Genomic DNA, 23,480 nt, shown 5'->3' on the forward strand with positions numbered 1-23,480 from the left:
TTATCATGAACTAAAGAAATTATTGAAAATTAATTATATAAATAAAGGAGAGATTTTTTATGTTATATCCAATGAAGTTTAAAAAATTTTTTGTGGAAAAAGTGTGGGGTGGACGTGAATTTGAAACAAAATTAGGAATGAAATTGCCTGAAAGCAAAAAAATTGGAGAATCTTGGGAAGTATCGGCACATCCGCATGGAATGGGAATCGTCGAAAATGGTGCTTTGGCTGGACAAAGACTGGATGATATTTACAAGGAGTATAAAGGAGAACTTGCTGGAAAAAAAGTTTATGAAAAATATCCAAACAAATTTCCGCTTCTTATAAAATATCTGGACGTAAATGATAGACTTTCTATTCAGGTGCATCCAAGCGATGAAGTTGCCTTAAAAAAACACAATGAATTTGGAAAAAGCGAATCTTGGTATATAATGGAGGCAAGTGATGATGCGACTTTAATCATGGGAATGAAGCCTGGTATCACAAAAGAAAAATTCTTGGAAAAAGTAGAAAAAAATGATTTTGATGGATTATTTGAAGAAAAAACTGTTAAAAAAGGTGATTTTATTGATATTACACCAGGAACAGTTCACGCCTCGTTAAAAGGAAGCGTACTTTTTGCAGAAGTTCAGCAAAACTCAGATGTAACTTATAGAATCTATGATTTTGACAGAATTGATGAAAATGGGAAAAAAAGAGAACTGCATTTACAGGATTCTGCTGATGTAATTGATTTTGGAAAAGAAGTAGAAATTAAAAATACTGATTTTAATGATTCTGAAAATGGGAAAGATATTTTGAGAAAACATATTATAAAAAAAGAATACTACTCAATTGATAAAGTAAAATTCGCTGATTCCTTTGAAGATGTGAACAATGAAAGTATGACAATTTATTCGGTACTGGAAGGAGAAGGAAAAATTGTATGGGGAGAAAATGAAGAGCTTGCAATAAAAAAAGGCGAAACAATTTTAATCCCTGTTGGCATCAACACAAAAACTATTGGAAACTTTGAAATTTTGAGAACTGTAATTTAAATAAATGTGGGCAATGATTCTAGTTTATTTTTTAGGCAAATTAGATGATTTGCCTTGTTTTTTTAGTTGGAATATGATATTCTAATGTTATACTAATATCGTTTTATAATCATATATTGTATAATATATCGAATTTTCGAAAAATGTATTATTTTTAATAAATATATAAAAAGTTAGATTATTAAATAGACATAACGAAAGATAATTTTATAAAAAATAAAAAAGGAATAGGGATTAAGAACAGTGAAAAAAAGGATTTTATTGATTGGAATAATGTTTGGAATTTCATCTTGTGGAATTGTTGGCGGTGTTGGAAGTGTCGTCGGAGGAACTATAAAAGCTGCAGGTGGAATTACTGGAGCGGTTATCGGGACAACTGGTAAATTGATAGGAGGTATTATTGGTGGAAAAGATGGAGAAATAAAGGCCAAAAATACAAAATACAAATTTGCAAATGCGGAAGTGGAAATAACTGGAGGAAAAACTATTGTTACAGGAATTTTGACTCATAATGGAGTAACTAAGAGAAATTTGACAATAGAAATTCCTTGTTTTGATGAAAATGGAGCAAAAATTGGAGATGCTGTTGACAACATAAGTTCGCTTGGAAAAAATGAAAAATGGGAATTTCAGGCAGTTCTTAATACAAATGAAACAAAAACTTGTAAACTTAAAGATACGTATATTTATGAAGGAAATATAAATACAACTATTGAAAATAAAGATAGTAATACTGAAAATGTTAATAATGAAAACACTAATAATATTGAAAATGAAAAATAAAAATCGGAGGAAATAATGATAGGAATTATTGGAGCAGTAATTGAAGAGGCTGAAGCAATTAAAAAGGAAATTAATGATATTAAGGAAAACACAATAAACGGAATATCATTTTTTACTGGAAAATTTAATGATAAAGATGTTGTTTTTGTGCAATCTGGAATTGGGAAGGTAAATGCTGCAATTACAGCAACTTTACTAATTGAAAAATTTGATGTAAAAGAAGTTATTTTTTCTGGAGTAGCTGGATCACTGGATGAAAGGCTGAAAGTTGGAGATGTTGTTGTTGGGCGGGACATTGTTCAGCACGATGTTGATGCTACAGCCTTTGGCTATAAGATGGGACAAATCCCTCAAATGAAGGAATGGGCATTTGAATCAGATAAAAATCTAATTGAAAAAACTGGAAGTATAACAAATTTTGAGCATCAGATTTTGCTTGGAAGAATTTTGACTGGAGATCAGTTTGTTAGTAAAAAAAATGTAAAAATTCAACTTGGAAAAGATTTTGAAGCACTTTGCGTGGATATGGAAAGTGGAGCTGTGGCTCAAGTCTGTACAAGGTTAGGTGTAAAATTTTTGATAATCCGTTCAATTTCAGATTCAATTACAGACGAATCTGATATGGAATATAAAACTTTTGTGAAACTGGCAGCGGAAAATTCTAAAAAAATATTAAAACAAATTATTTAACGAAATAGTTATAATTATTGGACAATTATCTAATAAATAAAAGATGTTTCAATAAAAATAAAACAGGGAAAAGAAGGGAGAAAAAATGAGTTTTCGATTAAATCCATTTAAAGTAATGAGAGCAGTTGGAATTGTTGCAATTGTTGCTTATGGTGTAGTACTTGCAACAGGCTACAAGAAATCAAAGGTAACTACGACCGAAAGTGTTACAAAGGAAATGAAAGTTCGAAATAAGGACTTTTACAATTCCAAGGACTATAAAAATAATCTAACTTTGCCAAATCAGGTTATTGAAAATAATAATGAAACAGTTGCAAAGGAGCTTGAACAGACGAAATCTGCTGAAACAGTAGACTTACAAAACCCTACAGTAAATAACCAGCAGACACAGCCTCAAAATAATCCAAAGACAGCTAAGGAAGATAAGAAAAAAGAAGAGCAGAAAAAATTAGAAGCTCAAAAACTGGAACAGAAAAGACAAAAAGAACAGAAAAAATTGGCTGAACAAAGACGTCAGGAAGAGGAAAGAGCTGAAGCAAGACACGCTGAACTAAAAAAACAGCAGCAAGAAGCAGCAGCTAGAAAAGAACAGGCAGCAGCACAAGCAAGGGCAGAAGCAGCTAGACAACGTGCAAAAGAAGAGGCAGCTAGAAAAGCTAAAGAGGAAGCAACAAAAAAAGCTAGGGAAGATGCGAAAAATCGACAATCTAAAGGTCACAAAAAGTACATTCAAGTTGCTTCAGTAGGCTCAGAAGCCTCAGCTAGAGAAATAACAAAAAAATTAGGTGGAAATTTTTACTACAAAAAAACATCTGTAAACGGTAGAACAGTCTATGTGGTAATGTCAAATATGACTGATAATCCAAATACTTTAAAAACAATGGAAAATCAAGCTAAAAAAGCTGGTAGCGGGTATATGATACGTTCTACTAATTAAAATTTAGAATAGAAGTGAGAATAAAATTTATGAATAAAAATTACAGAGGAAATATTCTTCCAAAAGAAATCGTAAATGAAATAAAATTGTCTAAAAGTATTATTCTAACAGCACATATTAATCCAGATGGAGATGCACTAGGCTCACTTTTGGCATTTTATTTTATGATAGACGAATATTGTAAAAAAAATAATATGGAAAAAATGATAAAGATTGTGGTCGATGATAAACTGCCTAAATATATGAGGCATTTTGAAGATACAGGGCTTATCTGGGATTATGAAAAATTTAGTGAAAAATTTAAAAAAAATTTTCAGGATAATGAAAAATTTGATTTGTTTATAAGTCTGGACTGTGCAAATCAGGAAAGGTATGAAAGAGCTGTAGAAATCAAAAAATTGAGTAAAAAATCAATAAATATTGATCATCATGTCAGCAATACTGAACATGCGGATTTTAACTATGTAGAAGATATTTGCAGTACAGGAGAGCTTTTATATCAGTTTTTGAAGATTTTTGACATTGAACTGACAAAGAAAATTGCTGAATATATGTATCTTGGAATAATTAATGATACTGGAAACTTTAGGCATGATAACGTTACGTCGCATACTTTTCTCGTATGTTCCAAATTAATCGAGGCAGGTATGAATAATCACAAAATTGCTAATATTATTTTTGCAGTGAGTGAAAAACAAGTTGATTTTATTGGTGAAGTTTATAAAAATAAAAAAGTTGATGAAAAATATAAATTCGTCAGCTATTATCTGACACAAGAAAAAATGAAAGAACTAGGCATTGAAAAGGATGACACAAACAGTACATCAGAAATGCTTTTAAAAATCGAAGGAATGGAAATTTCACTTTTCGTACGGGAACAGGAAGATGGTTTATTAAAAGGAAGTTTTCGATCAAATGATAAGTACAATGTAAATAATATAGCTTCAATTTTTGGTGGTGGTGGACACATAAAAGCTGCTGGATTTAAAACAAATTTATCTTTTGAGAAAATTTTAGAAAAAACTTATGAAGAATTGGGAAAATAATTTTATTAATTATACATCAAAAGGTTTGAGATTTGATGTGGAAAGGAGAATTTTATGTTTGAAACTTTTAATATGTTCAATTATTTGAAAATGAAGGGCCTTTCAAATACTGAACTTGCAAATAATTTTCAGTGCATTGAAAAAGCTAACCAGAATATTAATGAAATTTTAGGTAGTAATCCAAACGCTGTTTTACGAAAAATAAAATATGCATATTCAGATAAGGAAAAAAAACATTTACAATTTGATATTAAAATAGAGGTAGTGAATAATTAGTGGAAAAGAAAATACAAAAAATAATAATAATTTTATGCTTTGGAATGATAATAAGTTGTTCATCTGTTGGAAAAAGAGTTGTCCCAAACTCAGCAGTGGTGTCACGAGATGTTATTATGAATAACAGTATTGAAGAAGTGAAAAAAAAATTTAGTGAAACAGTAGGAACTCAGCACGTTGGATTATACAAAAAAGGCTTTAGAAACTGGAAAGTTATTTTGTATGGAGCACAGGCGTATTATCAGGTAATTGTGACAGAAGATGGTAAAATTGTTTCAAGTGAAAGACTTGAATATAAATAAAATAAAAAAGGGAGTTTTTTCATTCTCCCTAAATTTTTTTATTCATCATCTTCAGTTTCATTTTTTTGATAATTTTCCAAATCATCAAAAACATTAATTAAACTGTCTGAATCAAGTTCATAATACATATTATCATCAAGACTGCTACTTTCATGTTCTAAAACTTCGATTTCTATATTTTCCTGATTAGTTTCCTCAATCCCTTTATTTAATATGTCTTCAGAAATTTTAATATCAGTTTGCATATTGAACTCATGGCTTTTGGAATCTATGATTTCGCTTTTAATAGAATCTGAAATATATTTTTTTTCTGCATCTGATGTTTCTTGAGTTTCTTTATTTAACTGTTCTTCTGCTTTTTTATCTTCGTCAAGTTTGAAAAGACTATCAAAGAAAACAAAAAAATCATTAATTGCAAAACTTTCTTTTTCAGTTTTTAACATAAGTATTGTTCCTTCGAGTAAAGCAATTAAAAGCCTTGCAGTTGTTTCAGGAACAATATCATCGTATTTTTTAGGAAAGGCATATTTTAAAGTTGTTATAAAAAAAGAAAACCTAAGTTCTATTTTTTTATATGATTTTACAAGTTCTTCACGTATACTATTATTTAAGTCAGACAGCTCCAATGCCAAATTTCCAAGTGGACTCCCACCATGAAATCTATTATTTACAATGTTTTCAAAATATTTTTCAAAAAAGTAATGAAATTTATCAATTGATAAGTCATCTACATTATTATTGAAGAAATTTATCAGATTTTCAGTATGATATTTGATTACAGAACTAAGTAACTCTTCTTTACTCGAAAAAAATTTGTAAAAAATATCATTTGGCATGTCGCATGCTTTAAAAATATCCGTTAATTCTGTATTTTTATAGCCTTTATAATAAAAAAGTTTTGCACTTTGTTGAATTATAAAGTTTTTATTGTATTCTTTAGTCATTAAATTTACCTCTTTAAAAGTATTTTGAGTATATTTTATAATTTAATTCGAAGATTGTCAACTAAATTAATTAAAAAACATAAATAAAAGGATGTGATTCTATGAAATATAATTTTGATGAAATTATCGACAGAAAAAATAATCATTCTGTTAAATACAATGAATTGACTAGATTTGGATTTGAGCATGGAAAGGAGCCTGAAGACTTTATTCCATTATGGATTGCAGATATGGATTTTAAAACTGCCCAACCAATTATTGATGCTCTTGAAAAAAAGGTTCAACATGGGGTTTTTGGATACGTTTATCGACCTGAAGAATATTTCGAATCTTTTATTAACTGGCAAAAGAAAAGATTTGGCTGGGAACCTAAAAAAGAACTTTTGAGTTTTAGTATCGGTGTTGTGCCTACTCTTGGAACATTGATAAAATTATTTTCTGAAGAAGGGGAAACTGTTTTGATTCAACCTCCTGTCTATTCAGAATTTTATGATATTAATACTGATAACAAAAGAATTGTTTTAGAAAACAAATTCAAAGAAAAAGATGGTACTTTCACTATCGATTTGGAAGACTTGGAAGAAAAATTAAAACAACAGCCTAAATTATTCATCTTTTGTAATCCACATAACCCTTTGGGACATGTTTGGACTTATGAAGAATTAAAAACGATCGGAGATTTATGTGTAAAATATAATGTGCCTATTATTTCTGATGAAATTCACGCTGATTTAACACTTTGGGGGAACAAGCACATTCCAATGGCAAGCATTTCAGAAGAAATCAGACAAAACACAATAACTTGTACTGCTACTGGAAAAGCATTTAATTTAGCTGGTTTACAATGTGCGACAATTGTATTTAATAATATTGAAAACAAAACGAAATTTGATAGATTTTGGAAAGATTTGGAAGTTCACAGAAATAATCCTTTCAATTTGGTTGCAACTATTGCCGCTTATACAGAAGGTGAAGAATATTTGACTCAGTTAATCGATTACTTAGAACAAAATATCCTTTTCTTAAATACTTTTATGAAAGAAAATATTCCATTAATTAAACCAAATGTTCCACAAGCGACTTATTTAGTTTGGCTAGATTGCCGTGAATTAATGAAAAAATATAATTTTAATCAAGACGAACTAGAAAAATTTATTTATCAAAAAGCAAGAATAGGATTGAATTCTTGTCGTGCATTTAATCATGGTTCGAGCGGATTTATGCGTATTAACACCGCTTGTCCTAGAAGTGTGTTAGAAAGAGCATTAAAACAATTAGAAACTGCTTGTAACGAATTAGTCTGATATTAGAGCTAAATGAATCAATTGTTACAAATGTAAAGTGAAATCTCATGTCTATTTTTTATATGTAAAAAATGAAAACCTCCAAATATTCTTATTTAGAGGCTTTTTTTATAATTTTTTTTACTTTCTATATTGAGTAAATATCTGTTTCACTTTCCGAATATCTTTTAAGAAAATTTTGCAACCGTTGATTTTTTGAATTAACAAAAATTTCTTCTGGCCTACCTTCTGCTATAATTGTTCCACCATCAACAAATACTATATAATCTGAAACTTCCCTTGCAAACTGCATTTCATGGGTAACAATTATCATTGTCATATTTTCTTTTACCATATCCTTTATAACTTTTAGAACTTCTCCAATAAGTTCAGGATCAAGTGCCGAAGTTGGCTCATCAAGCAAAATTACCTCTGGACTCATTGCAGCCGCCCTTGCGATTCCCACTCTTTGCTGCTGCCCTCCAGAAAGCTGATTTGGGTAAAATTCGGCTTTATCTTTTAACCCCACTTTTTCAAGCATTTTCAATCCGATTTCTGTTGCTTCGTTCCTATTCATTTTTTTCACAATTAAAAGACCTTCAATTACATTTTCCAAAGCAGTTTTGTTTTTGAATAAATTATAATTCTGAAAAACCATTGTCGTATTTTTTCTAAGCCTATTTATATCTTTTTTATTTATTTTACTTAAGTCAAAAGTTTCATTTCCAAAAGTTATTGTTCCAGATGAAGCTGTTTCAAGAAAATTAAGGCTTCGTAAAAATGTTGATTTTCCCGATCCACTCGGTCCTATGATGCTTATTACCTGTCCTCTTTCTATTTTAAAGTTTATTCCTTTCAAAACTTCATTTTTTCCAAAAGACAATTTTAGATTTTCAACCTTTATCATTTTACAGTCCACCTACTCTCAATTTCTTTTCCACAATTCCCATAACTTTTTCCACAATTATACAAACAACCCAGTAAATTCCAGCAACAACAATATATGCCTCAAAAATATCCAACCCCGAAGCCGATATTATTTTCGCTTTTCCCATCATTTCCACAATTGAAACTGTAAAAGCAAGTGAGGAATCCTTTATCAGACTTATAAAAGTATTTCCAAAATTAGGAAAAGTTATTATAATCGCCTGCGGAAGTACAATTCTTCTCATTGCCTGCCATTTTGTCATTCCAATAGACAATGCGGCTTCAACTTGTCCTTTATCCACCGACTGAATTGCCGCCCTGAATGTTTCCGACAAATAACCTGATACATTTAAAATAAATGCCACGTAAACAAAGATAATCGCAGGAATATTATTCACATCTATATTAAATCCATACTTCAAATGTATGTAATCCAATATTTTAGGCAATCCATAATAGGCAAGGTAAATTTGAACTAAAAGAGGTGTTCCTCTTATAAAGGACACATAAATTGTAGCAAGTCTTGTTAACACAGGAATTTTATTTATTCTTACAAGTGCGATAAAAAAACTGAGTATTAGTGAAAATATCATCGTAACAATGGCAATATTCAGAGTCATCGGCAATGCTTTTAATATTTCTGGAATAGCTCTTACCATAAAGCCCCAGTTTAAAAAAGGTACATTATTATTCATTACTTTTCTCCTGTTTATAAATTATTTCGTATAATCTCCGCCAAACCATTTTTCTGATATTTTGGCAAGCGTTCCATCAGCTTTCATTTCAGCTAGTGCTTTATTTACTTTATTTTTCAATTCTTCACTATCTTTTCTAAATGTGAAATATACAGGCGTTTTTGTTACAGGCTCTCCCACGATTTCTACAAGATTTCCTCTTTGCTTTGTGAAATATCCTACTGTCAATCTGTCATTTAAAGTAGCGTCTGCCTTTCCTTGTGCAATTTCTTCTAGTGCAATTGAAACATTTCCGTCAAAATAAGCATAATTTATTTCCTTATTTTTGTCAAAATCAGTCAGAGTCTTGTTATAATTACTTCCTACTCCTGTCATAACTCTTTTACCTTTTAAGTCCTCAAGTGTCTTAATGTCAGTTCTTCCCTTTTTAACGATAATTTGAGCGGCTGATACTAAATAATCATCAGAAAAAGTATATTTTTTCTCTCTTTCAGGATTTTTAGCAATTTCATTTGCAATAAAGTCAAATTTTTTCGATTCCAGTCCTAAAAACATACTATCCCAAGGTGTAGGCACAAACTCTATATCTAAATTTGCCCTTTTCCCAATTTCTTCAACAACTTCCACATCGTATCCAGTTAATTTCCCACTTCCATCAGTGAACGTAAATGGTGCATAAACTCCTTCTGTTCCAACTTTCACTTTTTGTTTTCCTTCACTACTCCCACTTTTACCATTTTCCTGTTTCCCTCCACAACTAATAAGAAATAGTCCTATCAATAAAATTCCTGTTAATTTCAAAATATTTTTCATGATTTTCCTCCCAAAATTTTTATATTTTTTATTTATATTCTCGTAAAATTAAATTTTCCACTATTTCGTATAATCTCCGCCAAACCATTTTTCTGATATTTTAGCAAGAGTTCCGTCAGCCCTCATTTCAGCAAGTGCTTTGTTCACTTCATTTCTTAATTCTTCGCTATCTTTTCTAAATAGGAAAAATGTTGGTGTTGTACTCAAAGGCTCCCCTACTAGCTGAACTTTATCTCCTTGCTGTTTTTTATAGTAACTTACCACAAGTCTGTCACTCAATGTTGCATCTGCCTTTCCTTGTGCTATTTCTACCAATGTCAATGTAATTCCGCCGTCAAAATAATTAAGATCTATTTTTTTAGCAGCTGTTTTATTATATTCCTCAACAGTTTTTGAATAATTGCTTCCAACTGCTGAAATTACTCTTTTACCTTCCAGATCCTTCAAAGTCTTTATGTTATTCTCTCCCTCTTTTACAATAATCTGAGCAGCTGAAACTAAATATTTATCAGAAAAAATATATTTTTCTTCTCTTTCCTTAGTTTTTTCAATTTCATTGGCAATAATATCATATCTTTTTGACTCTAATCCCAGAAATATGCTATCCCAAGGAACAGTTGTAAACTCAATATCTGCATTTATTCTTTTTCCGACTTCCTGAATAACCTCAACATCATATCCTGTCAATTTCCCACTGCTTTCATCCTTAAACGAAAATGGTGCATAAACTCCATCTGTCCCTACTTTTATAACTCTTTTTTTCCCAGCATTTACTTTATTTCCGCAAGATACCGCTAAAATCAGCACTAATAAGACTCCTAGCAATAATTTAATTTTTCTCATTCTAAGACCTCCAAAAATAAATATTTTTTAAAGAAAAAAGCCGAATAAGATTATCCAGCTTTCTAGGATGCAATCTCATTTTTTAAATTTATTCACTTTAAAATGAGTTTACATCTAAAATTATTTTTCAATTAATTTTAAAATAAACTCTACAAATTCATACACATTATCATATATAATTTTTTGTCTTTTTTCATAATACTTTTCATTTTTATGTCTCACTTTCCTGATAACATTTGTATATAAAAGTATTATACTATAAAAAATTTTATTTGTAAAGTTTTATTTTTGTATATACATGTATTTTCTTACGAAAAATAAAATAACCTGTTAATAAAAAAAACTTTTGAGAAAAAACAAATTCTCAGAAGTCTTTTTTTACTTTATTATTCATTATTTTAGATATTATACTATTATTCCCCCATATAGCAGGAGAATCATAAGAACGGTCTGGAAATACACCGTATTCTAATTTTATTTTAAGATTATTTTCTTTTAAGAATAATTCGACTTTTTCCTTTAAACTTACAGGTTTACCAGAACAACAATTTATAATTCCAGTTACTTCAGTTTGTAAAGCTGCTTTTGAAATCATCTCAGCTAATATACTTATATTGGTAAAATCATATTTGTTTTTTCCCGTAGTAAACGGAAAAGTCTTAGCACCCTCTTCTTCTTTTTGTAATATTTTAGAAAAAATAGAATTATTATTTCTATCGTCACCCTGTATATAAAATACTCTAAGCCATTTTATAAACAATTCCTTACCACTATCTTCTAATATTTTCAAAGACTGTCTCAAACTATTTTTTGCTATACCGTAAAATGAAATAGGATTAGTTGTAGTATCATTGTCAACTTCTCCTTCCCAATATCCAATTTCGTGCATAGTTCCTATAACATTTATATTTTTTATACCAAATTCATGTATTTTCTTTAAAAATTTATAATGTAAGGAGATATCTTCAAGATGAGTAATAGAATTGTGTACAAATCCATTACGCCATGCTAAATGAATGCAAGTCCCTACATTTTCCAAATTAGAAAAAAGATAGTCTGTATTTTCAAATATATTGATTTCTATTTTTTTTACTTTCTCACTTATTATTTTATTTAAAGAAATATCAACAGCTACTACATCGATATTATTATCTAACAAATAATCTATAACGTTTCTTCCTATGTAACCATTAGCACCTGTTACTAAAACCTTTTGTTTCATTTATTCTCCTAATTGAATATTTACCAAACTAGATTATTTTTTATATTTTTTCATGCATTCTTTATTTCTTGTTTTTCTTTCCTTATCAAAAAACCAGCCCCATTTATTAAAATACTTTATAGCTGAATTTATATGTGCTATCATCATTTTTCGTGTTTTATAAGATGCTTTTCCATGTTCATGAATTATTGTTACTTCAGGATAAAATATAACTTTATATTTTTGACCAATTCTTCTGCATAAATCATAGTCTTCCATATACATAAAATATCTAGTATCAAACATTCCAACAGTTTTCAAAACATCTGTTCTTATGAACATAAAACATCCAGATAAAATTGGAACTTCCATTATTGTGTTATAATCACACCATCTCATTTCATAATCATAATCCATTTTATCTACAACCGATTTTATTGGACAAAATCTTCTAAATATTAAATTTAAAGGTGTGGGTAATAGTCTGCAAGATTTGTTTACCTCTCCATTAGATTCATATATTTTAGGCCCTATCTGCCCAATATCAGAATTTTTTCTCATATAATCAACTATTTTCTCAATTGTATTTTCTTCAAAAATTATATCAGCATTTAATATTAAATGAAATTCTGCTTTTTCTTTGCAATTAGTATCCATTAATTTTTCTAATATAACATTATGTCCTGATCCAAATCCATTATTTGAATTATTAAAAATATATTCGATTCGATCATCTGAAAGATTGTTTATAAAATTTCTCAAACTATCCTCTTCAGAATTATCTGAAATCCATAATTTAAATTTCAATTTTGTTTTTTGAAAACAACTTATGATTTGAGCTAATTCCTTTTGATCAGTATTATAAGTCACTATACAAGCTGTAAAGTCATACATACGAAATCCTCCACTTTTTTACTTAGTAAGATTATAACATCTTAAGTTTAATCAAACAAGTTAAATATTTTAAAAAAATTTTATATTTTTTCCCATCTTCTTGTTTCAAAATTATATTTTTTTATTACTTTTGCAGGATTTCCAACAGCAATACAATTTTCTGGGATATTTTTAGAAATAACAGAATTTGCACCAATTATAGAATTTTTTCCAATAGTTACTCCCGATAAAACTGCAACATTTTCTCCCAACCAAGCATTTTGACAAATTTTTACTGGTTTTGTAAAAATTTTTCTCTCTTTTACAATTTCATCAGGACATGAATGTTCAGGGTTCTTTAACGAAGAATAATTTCCATGATTCAAATCAGAAACATAAACTTTACTAGCAATTAATACGTTATCTTCTATAATAACTGACTCTGCACAAGATAAGTGAACATAGTCATTAATTTGAACATTATTTCCAATAATTAATTGAGGATTTTTTCCATCTGAAATTCTATTATTAAAATTATAAGCCTCTATTCGACATCCAACACCAGTAGTAAAATTTTTTCCATATTTTATATACTTTTTGCCCCTTATATCGAATGGGAAACGAATTAATCTAGCTTTTGGAAAAAATATTTTTGTTTTAATCAAATTAATCCCCAATTTACACAACTCATAAACTGATTTTTCCATATTTTACCTTTCTGTATCTATGTTTGTTACATTTTTTCATAAATTTGTTCAAGAACTTCTACAGAATTTTTCCATTGAAATTTTTTTGCCTGTTCTAAACCTTTTTCTATCATATCTTTTCGTAAATTTTTATCTGATAAAATTTTTTTATATGCTTCAAAAATTTCATCTTCATTTAAAGGATTAACTAAAATTGCGGCATCTCCTGCAACTTCAGGTAAAGATGATACATTGGAAGTAATCACAGGTACTCCAGCTGCCATAGCTTCCAAAACTGGCATTCCAAAGCCTTCGTAGAGTGATGGAAATACAAAAATCTGTGCAAGTTTATAAATAGGAATTTTATCTTCTTCATCAATATAACCTGTCAGTATAATATCTGTTCCCATTGATTCTATTAATTTCATAATATTATCATATTTCCATCCTTTATTTCCTACAATTACAAGTTTTAAATCATCTTTAACTTCTTTTTTATAGTTTTTAAAAGCTTTAACAATTCTTTCGATATTTTTTCGTGGTTCAATTGTTCCTAAATATAAAATATATTCTAAAGGTAATTTATACTTTTTTCTTATTTTTTCCAGATATTTTTTCTCATATTTTTTAGAATAGCTTTCTATATCTATCCCAGGATGTACTATCTCGATCTTATCTTCAATAACACCAAGATTTTTTATAATATCATTTTTTGCACTTTTAGATACTGTAATAATTAAATCTGATTTTTTAGCACTATATCTATATTCTTCTAAAGCTTTCCTATTTCCCATTGTTTCAGGTGCTGAAACAAACACCGTATCATGAATAGTAACTATTACTTTTCCTTTTATGTTTTTCGGAATAGTAAAATTAAAAAAATGATATATATCTGACTTTGTTCCGAAAATAAGATTATGTCTTATATTCAGTTTTTTTGTTAAAAAATTATACATTGTATAAGTAATCATTTTATTCTGCTTTATTTTTATATCGTAATCTATCTGACTTTTTACATCATGCCTTCCCATAAAATTTATGAATTCAGCTATATAATCATTTCTATCTGATTTGCTCAGTTCCTTAACTATATTATAAATATACCATCCTACTCCTGTTTTTTTCCCGACAGCCCATTGTAACTCTAACGAAATTTTCTTCATTTATTTCTCAACTTTCTTTTTAAATTTTAAAAAATCTATCATATATTTGTCTATATTTTTCTAATATTTTATCATAAGAAAAGTTTTCTTCATAGTATTTTTTAAAATTATAAGCTGGAATTTCTTCATAATACTTTTCTATTTTACTTTCTAAATCTTCAACATTATTTTTTACTAAAAAATCCTTATTTATTATAATTTCCGGAATAGCACAGACATCTGAAGCAAAAACCGGTTTATTATAGAGGTATCCCTCTATTATCGGTAATCCAAAACCTTCACCATATTTTGCTAAAACTGTCACCAAATCAGTGCTTTCATAATATTTTCCAACTTCTTCATCTGAAATATATCCCAGCAATTCGATATTTTCTAACTGATTCTGTTTTATTTCTTCCCTGTATTTTTCTAATAACGGCCCTTTACCAGCTACTTTAATATCATAATTTCTTTTTCTTTTTGCTAATTCTATTAATAAATCAATGTTTGCCCTCTCTTCAATGCTTCGGACAGTAAAAATTTTTCTTTTACCTTTTTTCCAGTTATCTTCTGGTATATCTTTGCTAATGGTCTGTTCAAAAGGCGTTGTATTATATATAATTTTAAAGTTGTTTCCTTCATATAAAGATTTTTCTTTTGAAAATTTTGAAATAAAATGTACTAGTTTCGATTTTTTATAAACTTTCTTCTCGATATATTTAAATAAATTTTGTAATTTATGATTTACTGCATTAGATTGGTAATAAAGTCCATCATGTACTGTGAAGATATCTGTTTTTTTTAAAAGAAAAAAGCTCATAAGATAATTATGAGAATGTATAATATATTTTTTATTTTTAAACTTTCTATTTATTAATTTATTCAAACTGATAAATCTGAATTTATTTTTCTTTATTCCGATGCAATTTATTCCATTCCAGTTAAATTCGACATTTTCATCATCAAAAAAAATATAATATTTTTCTATATTTTCTCCTAAGGATTGAGCCTGAAATAAAATCACATTTTCGACTCCTCTTTTAAATTTCAAAGGATTATTAAATCCGAAATATATCACACATTTCCTCATTTTCATTTTTTATCCTTTCAAAAATTATTTATATTTTTTCTGTATTACTTTTTTAAAACTATCTCAAAAAGTTCTTTCCAGTTATTACAGTAAGGCTGTTCTATATTTTTACAGATATTCCCATCAAAATTAATATTCTTTTCTATAATAACTGATTCCATTTTTGCAGCCAGTTCTTCAGCTGAATCAGGATTAAAGAAAAAAACATTTTGATAATTTCCCAATGTTTCATGTGCATAAGGCAAATCAGCTAAAATCAGCTTTTTCTTAAACTCTTTTGCTTCAGTAATTGGTAATCCCCATGTTTCAATTTTAGAGGGAAATATAACTGTTTCTGTCTTACTATAATACTTCATTAAATTTTCTCTTGACTGAAGTCCAATAAATTTAATACATTCCAGTTTATTATATTTTTCAGTTATTTCTTTTGAATAAATATTTTCACTGCCATCTATTGTCAAATAAACCTTAAAATTTTTAATATTTTTACTCTCCAGAATTTCAGCAGCTTTACAAATCACCTCAAAATTTTTAAAAACTCTTGGAAAGCTGGGATAAATGAAGCTATTTTTCTCAACTTCCATATCTGTATCTATCTTTAAATCTTCCAGATTAACCTCAGGATGTGCAACAATAACATTTTCTATTCCAAAAGCTTTCTTAAATTCTTTTCTTATCCAGTCCTGCTGAACAATAACATAATTATTTTTCTTTATGTTTATTTTATAAATGTATTTATAAAATTTTGAAAAAAGAAATAATTTAAATGATTTTTTTCTTTCTTCTTTTGTCATTTTATAAAACATCATCGGATTGTGACAATAAACAACTCTTTTATCAGCTGTTACATTCGGTGTCATATCATGTAATGAAAGCCATAAATAGGGTTTCCATTTTTCTGACAGTTTCTTAAAATAAAAATATTCATAATACATTCTTTTTAAGTAACTTTTTTTAGAGTCCTTAAATTCTATAAATTCTATTTTTGATTCATACTCTGAAAATAAATTTCTGTCGTGAACTAATGCTATTATTCTATATTCTTCCAGGAAGTTTTCTTCAAGATATTTTAAGCATTCTTTGTAAATTGTTAAGGGTCCGCCTTCACTGAAATTGATAGCGGAAATTATTATTGTTTTTTTATTCATATTTTTCCTCATCTTTTAATTTTTAATAAATATTAGATCACTATCTTTTATTGTACTTTTCAATAATAAAATTTTTTTCTACAAAATTATAAGACAATATCGAAAGAATAAAATGTAATATTACTATAGTTATCCATATCAAAAAATAATACTTCACGATAGTTTCGTTAGTTAATTTAAAAAACTTTATCAAAAAATACATTCCTCCAAGTATTGGGAAATTCCATAGATAAATTCCATAAGATATTTTTCCTAAATTTTTTATAAATTTTGTGTTACAAATACTATTAATTCCTTTAAAATTATAAAGAAGGTACATCAAAGGAGGATAAACAACAAAATCAAAAAATACATGTAGATTACTTATAAAATCAGAATATTTTAAAGTAGAATAATCTCCAAAATGAAAAAATATATATCCAAATGATATAGTAAGTATAAACAACGAAATATAAACCAAAATATTTTTTATTTGAGGGCTAAATTCATCTGTTTTATTAATCACAAATTGCAATATAATTCCTACAAAAAATGCTACATATCCTCTTGCTGTATTTGGAGTTAACAAAGGCTGCTTCCATTCTTTGAGAAAAATTATAATCCCTAATATAATAGGCATAATAAAAAAACTTTTATTAGGAAATCGAATGTATATTTGAGTAATAATATAAGCTAAAATATAGCAAACTAATAAAACATTTATATACCAAATTGGAGAATTTAGCGAAAAATTATCAATAAAAATATAAGTTCCAGAAAATATAAAATCAAAAAATAGAGATACTATATTTACATTATTTCCGCAAAATGTTGCCCAACATTCTATACTATTAATTCTCATAATAAATGTTAAAATATAACAAATACTTGAGGTTAATACTACTAACGGCATAATCCTAACATATCTTTTAAAAATAAACTTATCAAATGAATATTCTTTTTTCTTAATTTTAGGAATATATACATAAGCAAATAAAAATCCTGACATTATAAAAAATAGTTCTACTACTAAAGTTCCTATTGGACCATGCAGTAAAAATTGAAAAATTCTTAATGATAAAATAGAACTATTTATATTCATTTTCAAAGGCCTAACAAATAAATGCTCCCAATGAAAAAAAATGAAATTATACATGCACTAATTATTTTTAATAAATTGAAAAAACTTAAATTATTTTGTTTCATTTATCCTCCCTAGATTACATTTTATAAAGTTCTATATCTTTAACCAAAAAAAAGTTAGGACTTCCATTAAAAACTGTAAATTCAATATTTTTGGTTTCTTTACTTAATTCAAATTCTATTAAAACTTCATTTTCCCTACTTATCGTTTTTGCTATTTCTTTAGTTCCTTCATCACTAGCTATTCTAAATTCTCCTATTGAATCTTCAGTAATTTCATTTACAAATTTTACTTTATATTTTCCAGCTGGTAATTTAATATACGGTCCAAAAATTAATCCTCCTGTAAAAACTTTTATTTTATTGCCCTCATTAAATAATTTATCATTATACGCTTGAAATTTTAAAAATTTATTAGTTTGAACTAGAGACCATTCATTATCTTTCATATCATATTTACAAACATTTTTTAGTTTATTAAGTGTTGCCCACACATAAACACTTATTTCATACTCTTTATTTAAAGGAGACATAACTCCTTCCCAATTATCAGGATGATTACCTGAATATCCATTAATTGTTTTTATTTTATAATTATTTGCTATTTCAAATGCATGTAAATTATATTCCGGAGGATCTAAATTTTGTCTTTCATCTGCTATAATATAAAAACTTTCACATTTTTTAGGCGGTTCACTAACAGAGAATAAAAAACTTTTTGCTTCTGTTGAATTCCATTCAGAATAAATACCTTTATTAGTAATATTTGAAATCCATAATAAAATTAATAAAAAAGATAAGATAATACCTTTTATATAGGAACTCTTAAATTTTTTTTTCTCAAACAATATATTTCCTATAATAGAAGTTATAATTGCTATAGGAAAACTTAAATATAAAAAATATCTGCTCACTACTCTTATTGCATTAGCTCCAGGAACTAATTTATATATAAAATACCATAATGAAAACTCTTTAGAAGTAATTTTCATTGTATACACTATGCTGAATATTACTGTTATAATAATATAATACAATATATTATTATACATCTTTTTCTCTTTTTTAAAGATAAAAATTATTGAAAAAACTATAAATGTTAGTAACAAAACAATTGATAATCCCATATTTGCTTTATTAGTTAATTTCATTGCTTTTATAAAATTTCCTAATAACCAATTACGTTCATCAATAATCACTAAAGATAAAATATCTGGAATATCGTATGTATTATATTCATAATATCTATGACTAGCTGGAATATATACCCTAAAAAATGGAATTGATAAGATAGAGATATACAATATATATGCTACCGATTCTATCCAAATATGTTTTATAAAATTGTATATTTGCATAAAAGGATTTCTTTTCTGTATAAGTTCACCTATTAAATATACTATTGAAAAAGATAAAAAAAATAAAATTGTGAAAAAAGCAATATACCAAGAATTATATAATAATAACATATACCAAGTCATTGAAAAAAAAGCATATTTTATTCTTTTTTTGTTTTTTAAATTTTCAAAAAATTTAATTATAAAAATCAACAAAATAGGTAACATACTAATTGCTACTAATTGTGTATGTCCCATATTAACTGCTAATGCAGTTGAAAATGAAAAACCTATTGTTCCAAATAACCCCCATGTAATTTTTAATTTTAATTTCTTGTATAATAAAAAAAACATAAAAATTGTTCCTAATAAATGCACAAATAAAGCTGTATATTTATAAGCAATAAACATATCTATTCCTACAAATCTGAAACAACTGTGTATTAAACCAAAAAATAAAAACATATCGGTATAACCTAGCACGTTTTTTGCAGGATAAAACATTGATAATTCTCCAAATTTTTCTTGTCCTCTCAGAAAATTATACCAATGTTCTGCAATCAAAGTTGCAAGTTTTGTATCTCCTGCTCCCATTAAATTATTTGTACCTATAATATTTCTAAAGAAAAAATATTCACTAAAAATAAGAATTAAAAAAATTAAGATTCCTGCTATCACTTTTTTACTTTTGAATTTATTAATCATTTTATTTTATTAATACTGTAGAAAGTATTTCTCCTCCCAATAAATTTTTAGTTGTTGTTAATAAAAGTTAAAAAACTAAGATTTTCCAATCATACATTCACAGTTCTTTTGAAATCAAATTATTTAAAACTAATTAAACTTAAGATTCAAATAAAATGTTATAACTTTTTAATATTATTTTATCTTTATATTATAAAGTATTTAAAATCCAGTTTTATTATAAATAAACCATTTATTATTTGCTACATCATATCTACAAACATTTTTTAAATTATTTAAAATTATCCAATTAGAAACACCGTTTTCATAATTTTCATTTGATACTTCCCATATATCTTGCCAACTATCAGGAATATTCCCTGAATATCCATTTATAGTTTTTAATTCAAATTTATTTGCTATTTCAAATGCATCCAATTGATATATGTATTGTGGTACTTCTGAATTAGTATTAGACATATAAAAAACTTTACATTGGATGTCAGGTTTACTAACTCCAGATAGATATTCTTTTTCAAAGCTGCTGTTCCAAGTACTGTATACCCCTTCATTTCTGATATTTGATATCCATAAAAATATAAATAAGCATATTGGTATATATTTTTTATAGTTAGTATTTTTAAAATTATAGGTATTAAATAAAAAATTCCCTACAATAGAACTCAAAATAGCCATTGGAAAACTTAAATATAATAAATATCTACTTACTGCCCTTACTGATGAAGCTCCAGGAATTAATTTATAGATAAAATACCATAAAGAAATTTTTTTAGATGATACTTTAATAGAAAATAACATTCCAACGAAAACTGCTATTATTAGATAAGATATAATGTATTCAAAAGTTGTTTTTCTTTTTTTATTTGTATAGAATATTGAAAAAATAATAAATGTACTTAATAGTATTAATGAAAAACCCATATTCCACTCACTAGTTGGTTTTTGCAGTGATTGTAAATATCTCATAAAGTTTCCTAATAACCAATTATCTTCTCCTATATTTATCAAAGCAATTAATTTAGGAATATATATACTTTTTATATTACTAAAATCATATCCTCCCTTTTTTAATAAAGGAAGATACAATTTAACAAATGGTATTAATAAAATTGTTATGTATACAACATAAATTATAATATCTGTATTAACTTTTATTATAAAATCATATAATATTTTTAAAATTTTTTTCTTTTGCATAAGTAATCCAATTATACATATTATTGTAAAAATTAAAATAAATACAACTGTAAAAAAAGCTATGTACCATGAATTATACAATATCAATAAATACCAAGTTATTGTCAAAAAAGCATATACATTTCTCTTTTTTCTTTTATTTAAATTTTCAAAAAAATTAATTAAAAATATTAACAATATTGGCAACATACTGCAAGCACATAACTGTGTATGTGCTAAATGTGTTGCATATGTAGAGGAAAAAGAAAATGCTGTTACACCAAATAAACTCCAAATTATATTTAATTTTAATTTATGAAATAATAAATAGTACATTGATAATGTTCCTATAAAATGTATAGATATTATTGTATATTTATAAGCGTTAAAAATATCTATACCTATAAATCTAAAAAGGCTATGTATTATTCCATAAAAGAAAAGCATATCAGAGTAAGCTAATACATTCGCAGCTGGATAAAATATTACTAACTCACCAAACTTTTCCTTACCTTTAAAAAAATTAAACCAATGTTCTGTAATTAACATTGTTAATCTTCCATCTCCTCTATCTCCAATTAATTTATTGCTTCCTATAATATTTCTAAAGAAAAAATATTCACTAAAAAGAAGTATAAAGCAAATTAATATCCATACTAAGTTTTTTTTGTTTTTTAATTTATATACTATCATATTATTTTAAATATTATTAAAATATTTACCTTTCTTTAAATATTTCTTAATGATACTTAACTATACAAATTATAGCTCTCATACCATCTTTCCAATTTATTTTTTTCCCTTCTTCTATACTTCTTGGATAATAACTAATTGGAACTTCTTTAACTCTAACTTTTTTAGCAGCTACTTTGGCTGTGATTTCTGGTTCAAATCCAAATCTATTTTCTTTTATATCTATAGACTGAATTATCTCTCTACGAAAAGCCTTATAACAAGTTTCCATATCTGTTATTTTTAATCCTGTAAATAAATTTGATAACCAAGTCAAAAATTTATTTGCAATTATGTTTTTCTTATAGGCTTTTTCATATTTTACTCCCTTAGAGAACCTACTTCCATATACTACATCTGCTTCATCATTACAAATAGGAGTAACAACTTTTGAATATTCATTTGGATCATACTCCATATCTGCATCTTGAATTATAACAATATCTCCTGTTGCTGCTTTAAATCCTGTTCTTAATGCTGCACCTTTCCCAGCATTTTTTTCCTGATGGATAATTTTAGATACCATTGGTGCAATTTTTTTATCTAGTAAATCAGATGTTCCATCTATAGAACAATCATCTACAATTATTATTTCTTTATTTTTTACAGGTGCTTTAATAACTTTTTTTACTATTTCTTCAATACTATTTTTTTCATTATAACAAGGTATTACTACCGACAATACAACTTCATCTATTGATTTTTTCATTATTATTTAATTCTCCTAATTATTATTTAAATTTTTTAAAATATTCTATTGTTTTTACCAGTCCTTCTTCAAGCTCTATTTCAGGTTTCCATCCATTTAGTTCTTTATATGCAACTGAAATATCAGGTCTTCTTTGAGTTGGGTCATCGGAGGGCAATGGTAAATACACTATTTTTGATTTACTATTTGTCATTTCTATAACTTTATTTGCTAATTCCAAAACTGTAAATTCTCCAGGATTTCCTAAATTTACAGGCCCTAAAAAATTCTTTCTAGAAACATTCATCATTCGTATAATTCCTTCTATCAAATCATCTATATACTGAAAACTTCGAGTTTGATTTCCATCTCCATAAATAGTTATATCTTCATTTCTTAAAGCTTGCATGATGAAATTTGATACAACTCTTCCGTCTTTTGGATCCATATTCACTCCATATGTGTTGAATATTCTTATTACTTTTATATCTACTCCAAATTCACGATTGTAATCAAAACATAAGGTTTCAGAACACCTTTTTCCTTCATCATAACAAGCTCTAATCCCAATAGGATTTACATTACCTCTATAACTTTCAGGCTGTGGATGTTGAATAGGATCACCATACACTTCACTTGTAGAAAATTGCATTATTCTAGCCTTATATTTTTTAGCTAGTTCCAACATATTAATCATCCCTAATACACACGTTTTTGTCGTATCTGTAGGACTTTTTTGATAAGCTGGAGGACTCGCTGGACATGCAGCATTATAAATTTGATTTATTTCAATATCTATAGGATTTTGTATATCATGATTAATAAATTCAAAATTTGGTAATTCTAATAATTTTTCAATGTTTTCCATTCTTCCTGTAAAAAGATTATCTAATGCCACAACATAATTATTTTCATTTTTTACTAACCTTTCAGATAAATTTGAACCTATGAAACCTGCTCCTCCTGTAATCAGAATCTTATTTTTCAATATTTTTCACTCCTTT

General features: G+C 27.0%; 24 protein-coding genes. 8 read left to right on the forward strand and 16 right to left on the reverse strand.

Going from position 1 to position 23,480, the window contains the following annotated elements; all coding sequences use genetic code 11:
- The first annotated feature begins 59 nt into the window (after positions 1-59).
- The 7 genes from ACZ5B9_RS11690 to ACZ5B9_RS11720 all read left to right on the forward strand — a co-directional run bounded on the left by ACZ5B9_RS11690 (position 60) and on the right by ACZ5B9_RS11720 (position 5,071).
- On the forward strand, positions 60-1,037 hold the full coding sequence (locus tag ACZ5B9_RS11690; protein ID WP_464422740.1) for a type I phosphomannose isomerase catalytic subunit: 978 nt from the start codon (positions 60-62) through the stop codon (positions 1,035-1,037).
- 243 nt (positions 1,038-1,280) lie between these two features.
- The gene (locus ACZ5B9_RS11695) at positions 1,281-1,820 is read left to right on the forward strand and encodes an FxLYD domain-containing protein (protein ID WP_021768606.1); all 540 of its coding nucleotides are present in this window, start codon (positions 1,281-1,283) and stop codon (positions 1,818-1,820) included.
- A 15-nt stretch (positions 1,821-1,835) separates the two neighbouring features.
- Positions 1,836-2,510, forward strand: coding sequence for a 5'-methylthioadenosine/adenosylhomocysteine nucleosidase (locus ACZ5B9_RS11700; protein WP_464422741.1), 675 nt, complete (start codon positions 1,836-1,838; stop codon positions 2,508-2,510).
- A gap of 85 nt (positions 2,511-2,595) precedes the next feature.
- Entirely contained in the window at positions 2,596-3,447 is an 852-nt protein-coding gene (locus ACZ5B9_RS11705) for a cell envelope integrity TolA family protein (RefSeq protein ID WP_464422742.1), read from the forward strand.
- A 29-nt stretch (positions 3,448-3,476) separates the two neighbouring features.
- Positions 3,477-4,493 (forward strand): DHH family phosphoesterase, encoded by a 1,017-nt coding sequence (locus ACZ5B9_RS11710; protein ID WP_464422743.1) that lies wholly within the window; start codon positions 3,477-3,479, stop codon positions 4,491-4,493.
- Positions 4,494-4,547: 54 nt separating this feature from the next.
- Positions 4,548-4,769 carry a hypothetical protein gene (locus tag ACZ5B9_RS11715; protein WP_464422744.1) on the forward strand — a complete coding sequence of 74 codons (222 nt, stop codon included), beginning with the start codon at positions 4,548-4,550 and terminating at the stop codon, positions 4,767-4,769.
- A complete protein-coding gene (locus ACZ5B9_RS11720) occupies positions 4,769-5,071 on the forward strand; it encodes a hypothetical protein (RefSeq protein WP_021768601.1) in 303 nt (100 codons plus the stop codon). Before ACZ5B9_RS11715 ends, ACZ5B9_RS11720 begins: the two co-directional genes overlap by 1 nt.
- 38 nt (positions 5,072-5,109) lie before the next feature.
- On the opposite strand, the gene ACZ5B9_RS11725 is transcribed toward ACZ5B9_RS11720, so the two are convergent.
- On the reverse strand, positions 5,110-6,015 hold the full coding sequence (locus tag ACZ5B9_RS11725) for a TetR/AcrR family transcriptional regulator (protein ID WP_021768600.1): 906 nt from the start codon (positions 6,013-6,015) through the stop codon (positions 5,110-5,112).
- A 101-nt stretch (positions 6,016-6,116) separates the two neighbouring features.
- On the opposite strand from ACZ5B9_RS11725, the gene ACZ5B9_RS11730 reads away from it, so the two are divergent.
- A complete protein-coding gene (locus tag ACZ5B9_RS11730; RefSeq protein WP_464422745.1) occupies positions 6,117-7,319 on the forward strand; it encodes a MalY/PatB family protein in 1,203 nt (400 codons plus the stop codon).
- Positions 7,320-7,446: 127 nt separating this feature from the next.
- On the opposite strand, the gene ACZ5B9_RS11735 is transcribed toward ACZ5B9_RS11730, so the two are convergent.
- The 15 genes from ACZ5B9_RS11735 to ACZ5B9_RS11805 all read right to left on the reverse strand — a co-directional run bounded on the left by ACZ5B9_RS11735 (position 7,447) and on the right by ACZ5B9_RS11805 (position 23,464).
- Complete coding sequence (locus ACZ5B9_RS11735) at positions 7,447-8,205, reverse strand: amino acid ABC transporter ATP-binding protein (RefSeq protein ID WP_464422746.1); 759 nt, start codon at positions 8,203-8,205, stop codon at positions 7,447-7,449.
- A 1-nt stretch (position 8,206) separates the two neighbouring features.
- Complete coding sequence (locus ACZ5B9_RS11740; protein ID WP_012806453.1) at positions 8,207-8,920, reverse strand: amino acid ABC transporter permease; 714 nt, start codon at positions 8,918-8,920, stop codon at positions 8,207-8,209.
- Between the two features lie 21 nt (positions 8,921-8,941).
- Positions 8,942-9,733: a transporter substrate-binding domain-containing protein gene (locus tag ACZ5B9_RS11745; protein WP_021768596.1), complete on the reverse strand. Its 792-nt coding sequence runs from the start codon at positions 9,731-9,733 to the stop codon at positions 8,942-8,944.
- Between the two features lie 60 nt (positions 9,734-9,793).
- Complete coding sequence (locus tag ACZ5B9_RS11750) at positions 9,794-10,576, reverse strand: transporter substrate-binding domain-containing protein (protein ID WP_464422747.1); 783 nt, start codon at positions 10,574-10,576, stop codon at positions 9,794-9,796.
- Between the two features lie 364 nt (positions 10,577-10,940).
- Positions 10,941-11,798, reverse strand: coding sequence for an NAD-dependent epimerase/dehydratase family protein (locus ACZ5B9_RS11755; protein ID WP_464422748.1), 858 nt, complete (start codon positions 11,796-11,798; stop codon positions 10,941-10,943).
- Between the two features lie 33 nt (positions 11,799-11,831).
- The gene (locus ACZ5B9_RS11760; RefSeq protein WP_464422749.1) at positions 11,832-12,671 is read right to left on the reverse strand and encodes a glycosyltransferase family 2 protein; all 840 of its coding nucleotides are present in this window, start codon (positions 12,669-12,671) and stop codon (positions 11,832-11,834) included.
- 80 nt (positions 12,672-12,751) lie between these two features.
- Positions 12,752-13,357: a DapH/DapD/GlmU-related protein gene (locus tag ACZ5B9_RS11765; RefSeq protein WP_464422750.1), complete on the reverse strand. Its 606-nt coding sequence runs from the start codon at positions 13,355-13,357 to the stop codon at positions 12,752-12,754.
- A 26-nt stretch (positions 13,358-13,383) separates the two neighbouring features.
- Positions 13,384-14,499, reverse strand: a complete 1,116-nt coding sequence (locus ACZ5B9_RS11770; protein ID WP_464422751.1) for a glycosyltransferase family 4 protein — start codon at positions 14,497-14,499, stop codon at positions 13,384-13,386.
- Between the two features lie 19 nt (positions 14,500-14,518).
- Entirely contained in the window at positions 14,519-15,574 is a 1,056-nt protein-coding gene (locus ACZ5B9_RS11775; protein WP_464422752.1) for a glycosyltransferase family 4 protein, read from the reverse strand.
- 38 nt (positions 15,575-15,612) lie between these two features.
- On the reverse strand, positions 15,613-16,716 hold the full coding sequence (locus ACZ5B9_RS11780) for a glycosyltransferase (RefSeq protein ID WP_464422753.1): 1,104 nt from the start codon (positions 16,714-16,716) through the stop codon (positions 15,613-15,615).
- A 40-nt stretch (positions 16,717-16,756) separates the two neighbouring features.
- Positions 16,757-17,851, reverse strand: a complete 1,095-nt coding sequence (locus tag ACZ5B9_RS11785) for an acyltransferase family protein (protein ID WP_464422754.1) — start codon at positions 17,849-17,851, stop codon at positions 16,757-16,759.
- Between the two features lie 64 nt (positions 17,852-17,915).
- A complete protein-coding gene (locus ACZ5B9_RS11790; protein WP_464422755.1) occupies positions 17,916-19,769 on the reverse strand; it encodes a hypothetical protein in 1,854 nt (617 codons plus the stop codon).
- A 312-nt stretch (positions 19,770-20,081) separates the two neighbouring features.
- Entirely contained in the window at positions 20,082-21,605 is a 1,524-nt protein-coding gene (locus ACZ5B9_RS11795; RefSeq protein ID WP_464422756.1) for a hypothetical protein, read from the reverse strand.
- A gap of 190 nt (positions 21,606-21,795) precedes the next feature.
- A complete protein-coding gene (locus tag ACZ5B9_RS11800) occupies positions 21,796-22,497 on the reverse strand; it encodes a glycosyltransferase family 2 protein (RefSeq protein ID WP_464422757.1) in 702 nt (233 codons plus the stop codon).
- Positions 22,498-22,519: 22 nt separating this feature from the next.
- The gene (locus ACZ5B9_RS11805) at positions 22,520-23,464 is read right to left on the reverse strand and encodes a UDP-glucuronic acid decarboxylase family protein (RefSeq protein ID WP_464422758.1); all 945 of its coding nucleotides are present in this window, start codon (positions 23,462-23,464) and stop codon (positions 22,520-22,522) included.
- Positions 23,465-23,480: the final 16 nt, after the last annotated feature.

Source organism: Leptotrichia sp. SK-5 (assembly GCF_055387215.1).

Coding starts and splice junctions, on each gene's coding strand:
- ACZ5B9_RS11690 (WP_464422740.1), top strand. CDS start 60: ATGTTATATCCAATGAAGTTTAAAAAATTTTTTGTGGAAAAAGTGTGG.
- ACZ5B9_RS11700 (WP_464422741.1), top strand. CDS start 1,836: ATGATAGGAATTATTGGAGCAGTAATTGAAGAGGCTGAAGCAATTAAA.
- ACZ5B9_RS11705 (WP_464422742.1), top strand. CDS start 2,596: ATGAGTTTTCGATTAAATCCATTTAAAGTAATGAGAGCAGTTGGAATT.
- ACZ5B9_RS11710 (WP_464422743.1), top strand. CDS start 3,477: ATGAATAAAAATTACAGAGGAAATATTCTTCCAAAAGAAATCGTAAAT.
- ACZ5B9_RS11715 (WP_464422744.1), top strand. CDS start 4,548: ATGTTTGAAACTTTTAATATGTTCAATTATTTGAAAATGAAGGGCCTT.
- ACZ5B9_RS11725 (WP_021768600.1), bottom strand. CDS start 6,015: ATGACTAAAGAATACAATAAAAACTTTATAATTCAACAAAGTGCAAAA.
- ACZ5B9_RS11730 (WP_464422745.1), top strand. CDS start 6,117: ATGAAATATAATTTTGATGAAATTATCGACAGAAAAAATAATCATTCT.
- ACZ5B9_RS11735 (WP_464422746.1), bottom strand. CDS start 8,205: ATGATAAAGGTTGAAAATCTAAAATTGTCTTTTGGAAAAAATGAAGTT.
- ACZ5B9_RS11740 (WP_012806453.1), bottom strand. CDS start 8,920: ATGAATAATAATGTACCTTTTTTAAACTGGGGCTTTATGGTAAGAGCT.
- ACZ5B9_RS11745 (WP_021768596.1), bottom strand. CDS start 9,733: ATGAAAAATATTTTGAAATTAACAGGAATTTTATTGATAGGACTATTT.
- ACZ5B9_RS11750 (WP_464422747.1), bottom strand. CDS start 10,576: ATGAGAAAAATTAAATTATTGCTAGGAGTCTTATTAGTGCTGATTTTA.
- ACZ5B9_RS11755 (WP_464422748.1), bottom strand. CDS start 11,798: ATGAAACAAAAGGTTTTAGTAACAGGTGCTAATGGTTACATAGGAAGA.
- ACZ5B9_RS11760 (WP_464422749.1), bottom strand. CDS start 12,671: ATGTATGACTTTACAGCTTGTATAGTGACTTATAATACTGATCAAAAG.
- ACZ5B9_RS11765 (WP_464422750.1), bottom strand. CDS start 13,357: ATGGAAAAATCAGTTTATGAGTTGTGTAAATTGGGGATTAATTTGATT.
- ACZ5B9_RS11770 (WP_464422751.1), bottom strand. CDS start 14,499: ATGAAGAAAATTTCGTTAGAGTTACAATGGGCTGTCGGGAAAAAAACA.
- ACZ5B9_RS11775 (WP_464422752.1), bottom strand. CDS start 15,574: ATGAAAATGAGGAAATGTGTGATATATTTCGGATTTAATAATCCTTTG.
- ACZ5B9_RS11780 (WP_464422753.1), bottom strand. CDS start 16,716: ATGAATAAAAAAACAATAATAATTTCCGCTATCAATTTCAGTGAAGGC.
- ACZ5B9_RS11785 (WP_464422754.1), bottom strand. CDS start 17,851: ATGTATAATTTCATTTTTTTTCATTGGGAGCATTTATTTGTTAGGCCT.
- ACZ5B9_RS11790 (WP_464422755.1), bottom strand. CDS start 19,769: ATGGGAGCAGGAGATACAAAACTTGCAACTTTGATTGCAGAACATTGG.
- ACZ5B9_RS11795 (WP_464422756.1), bottom strand. CDS start 21,605: ATGTTAATTACAGAACATTGGTTTAATTTTTTTAAAGGTAAGGAAAAG.
- ACZ5B9_RS11800 (WP_464422757.1), bottom strand. CDS start 22,497: ATGAAAAAATCAATAGATGAAGTTGTATTGTCGGTAGTAATACCTTGT.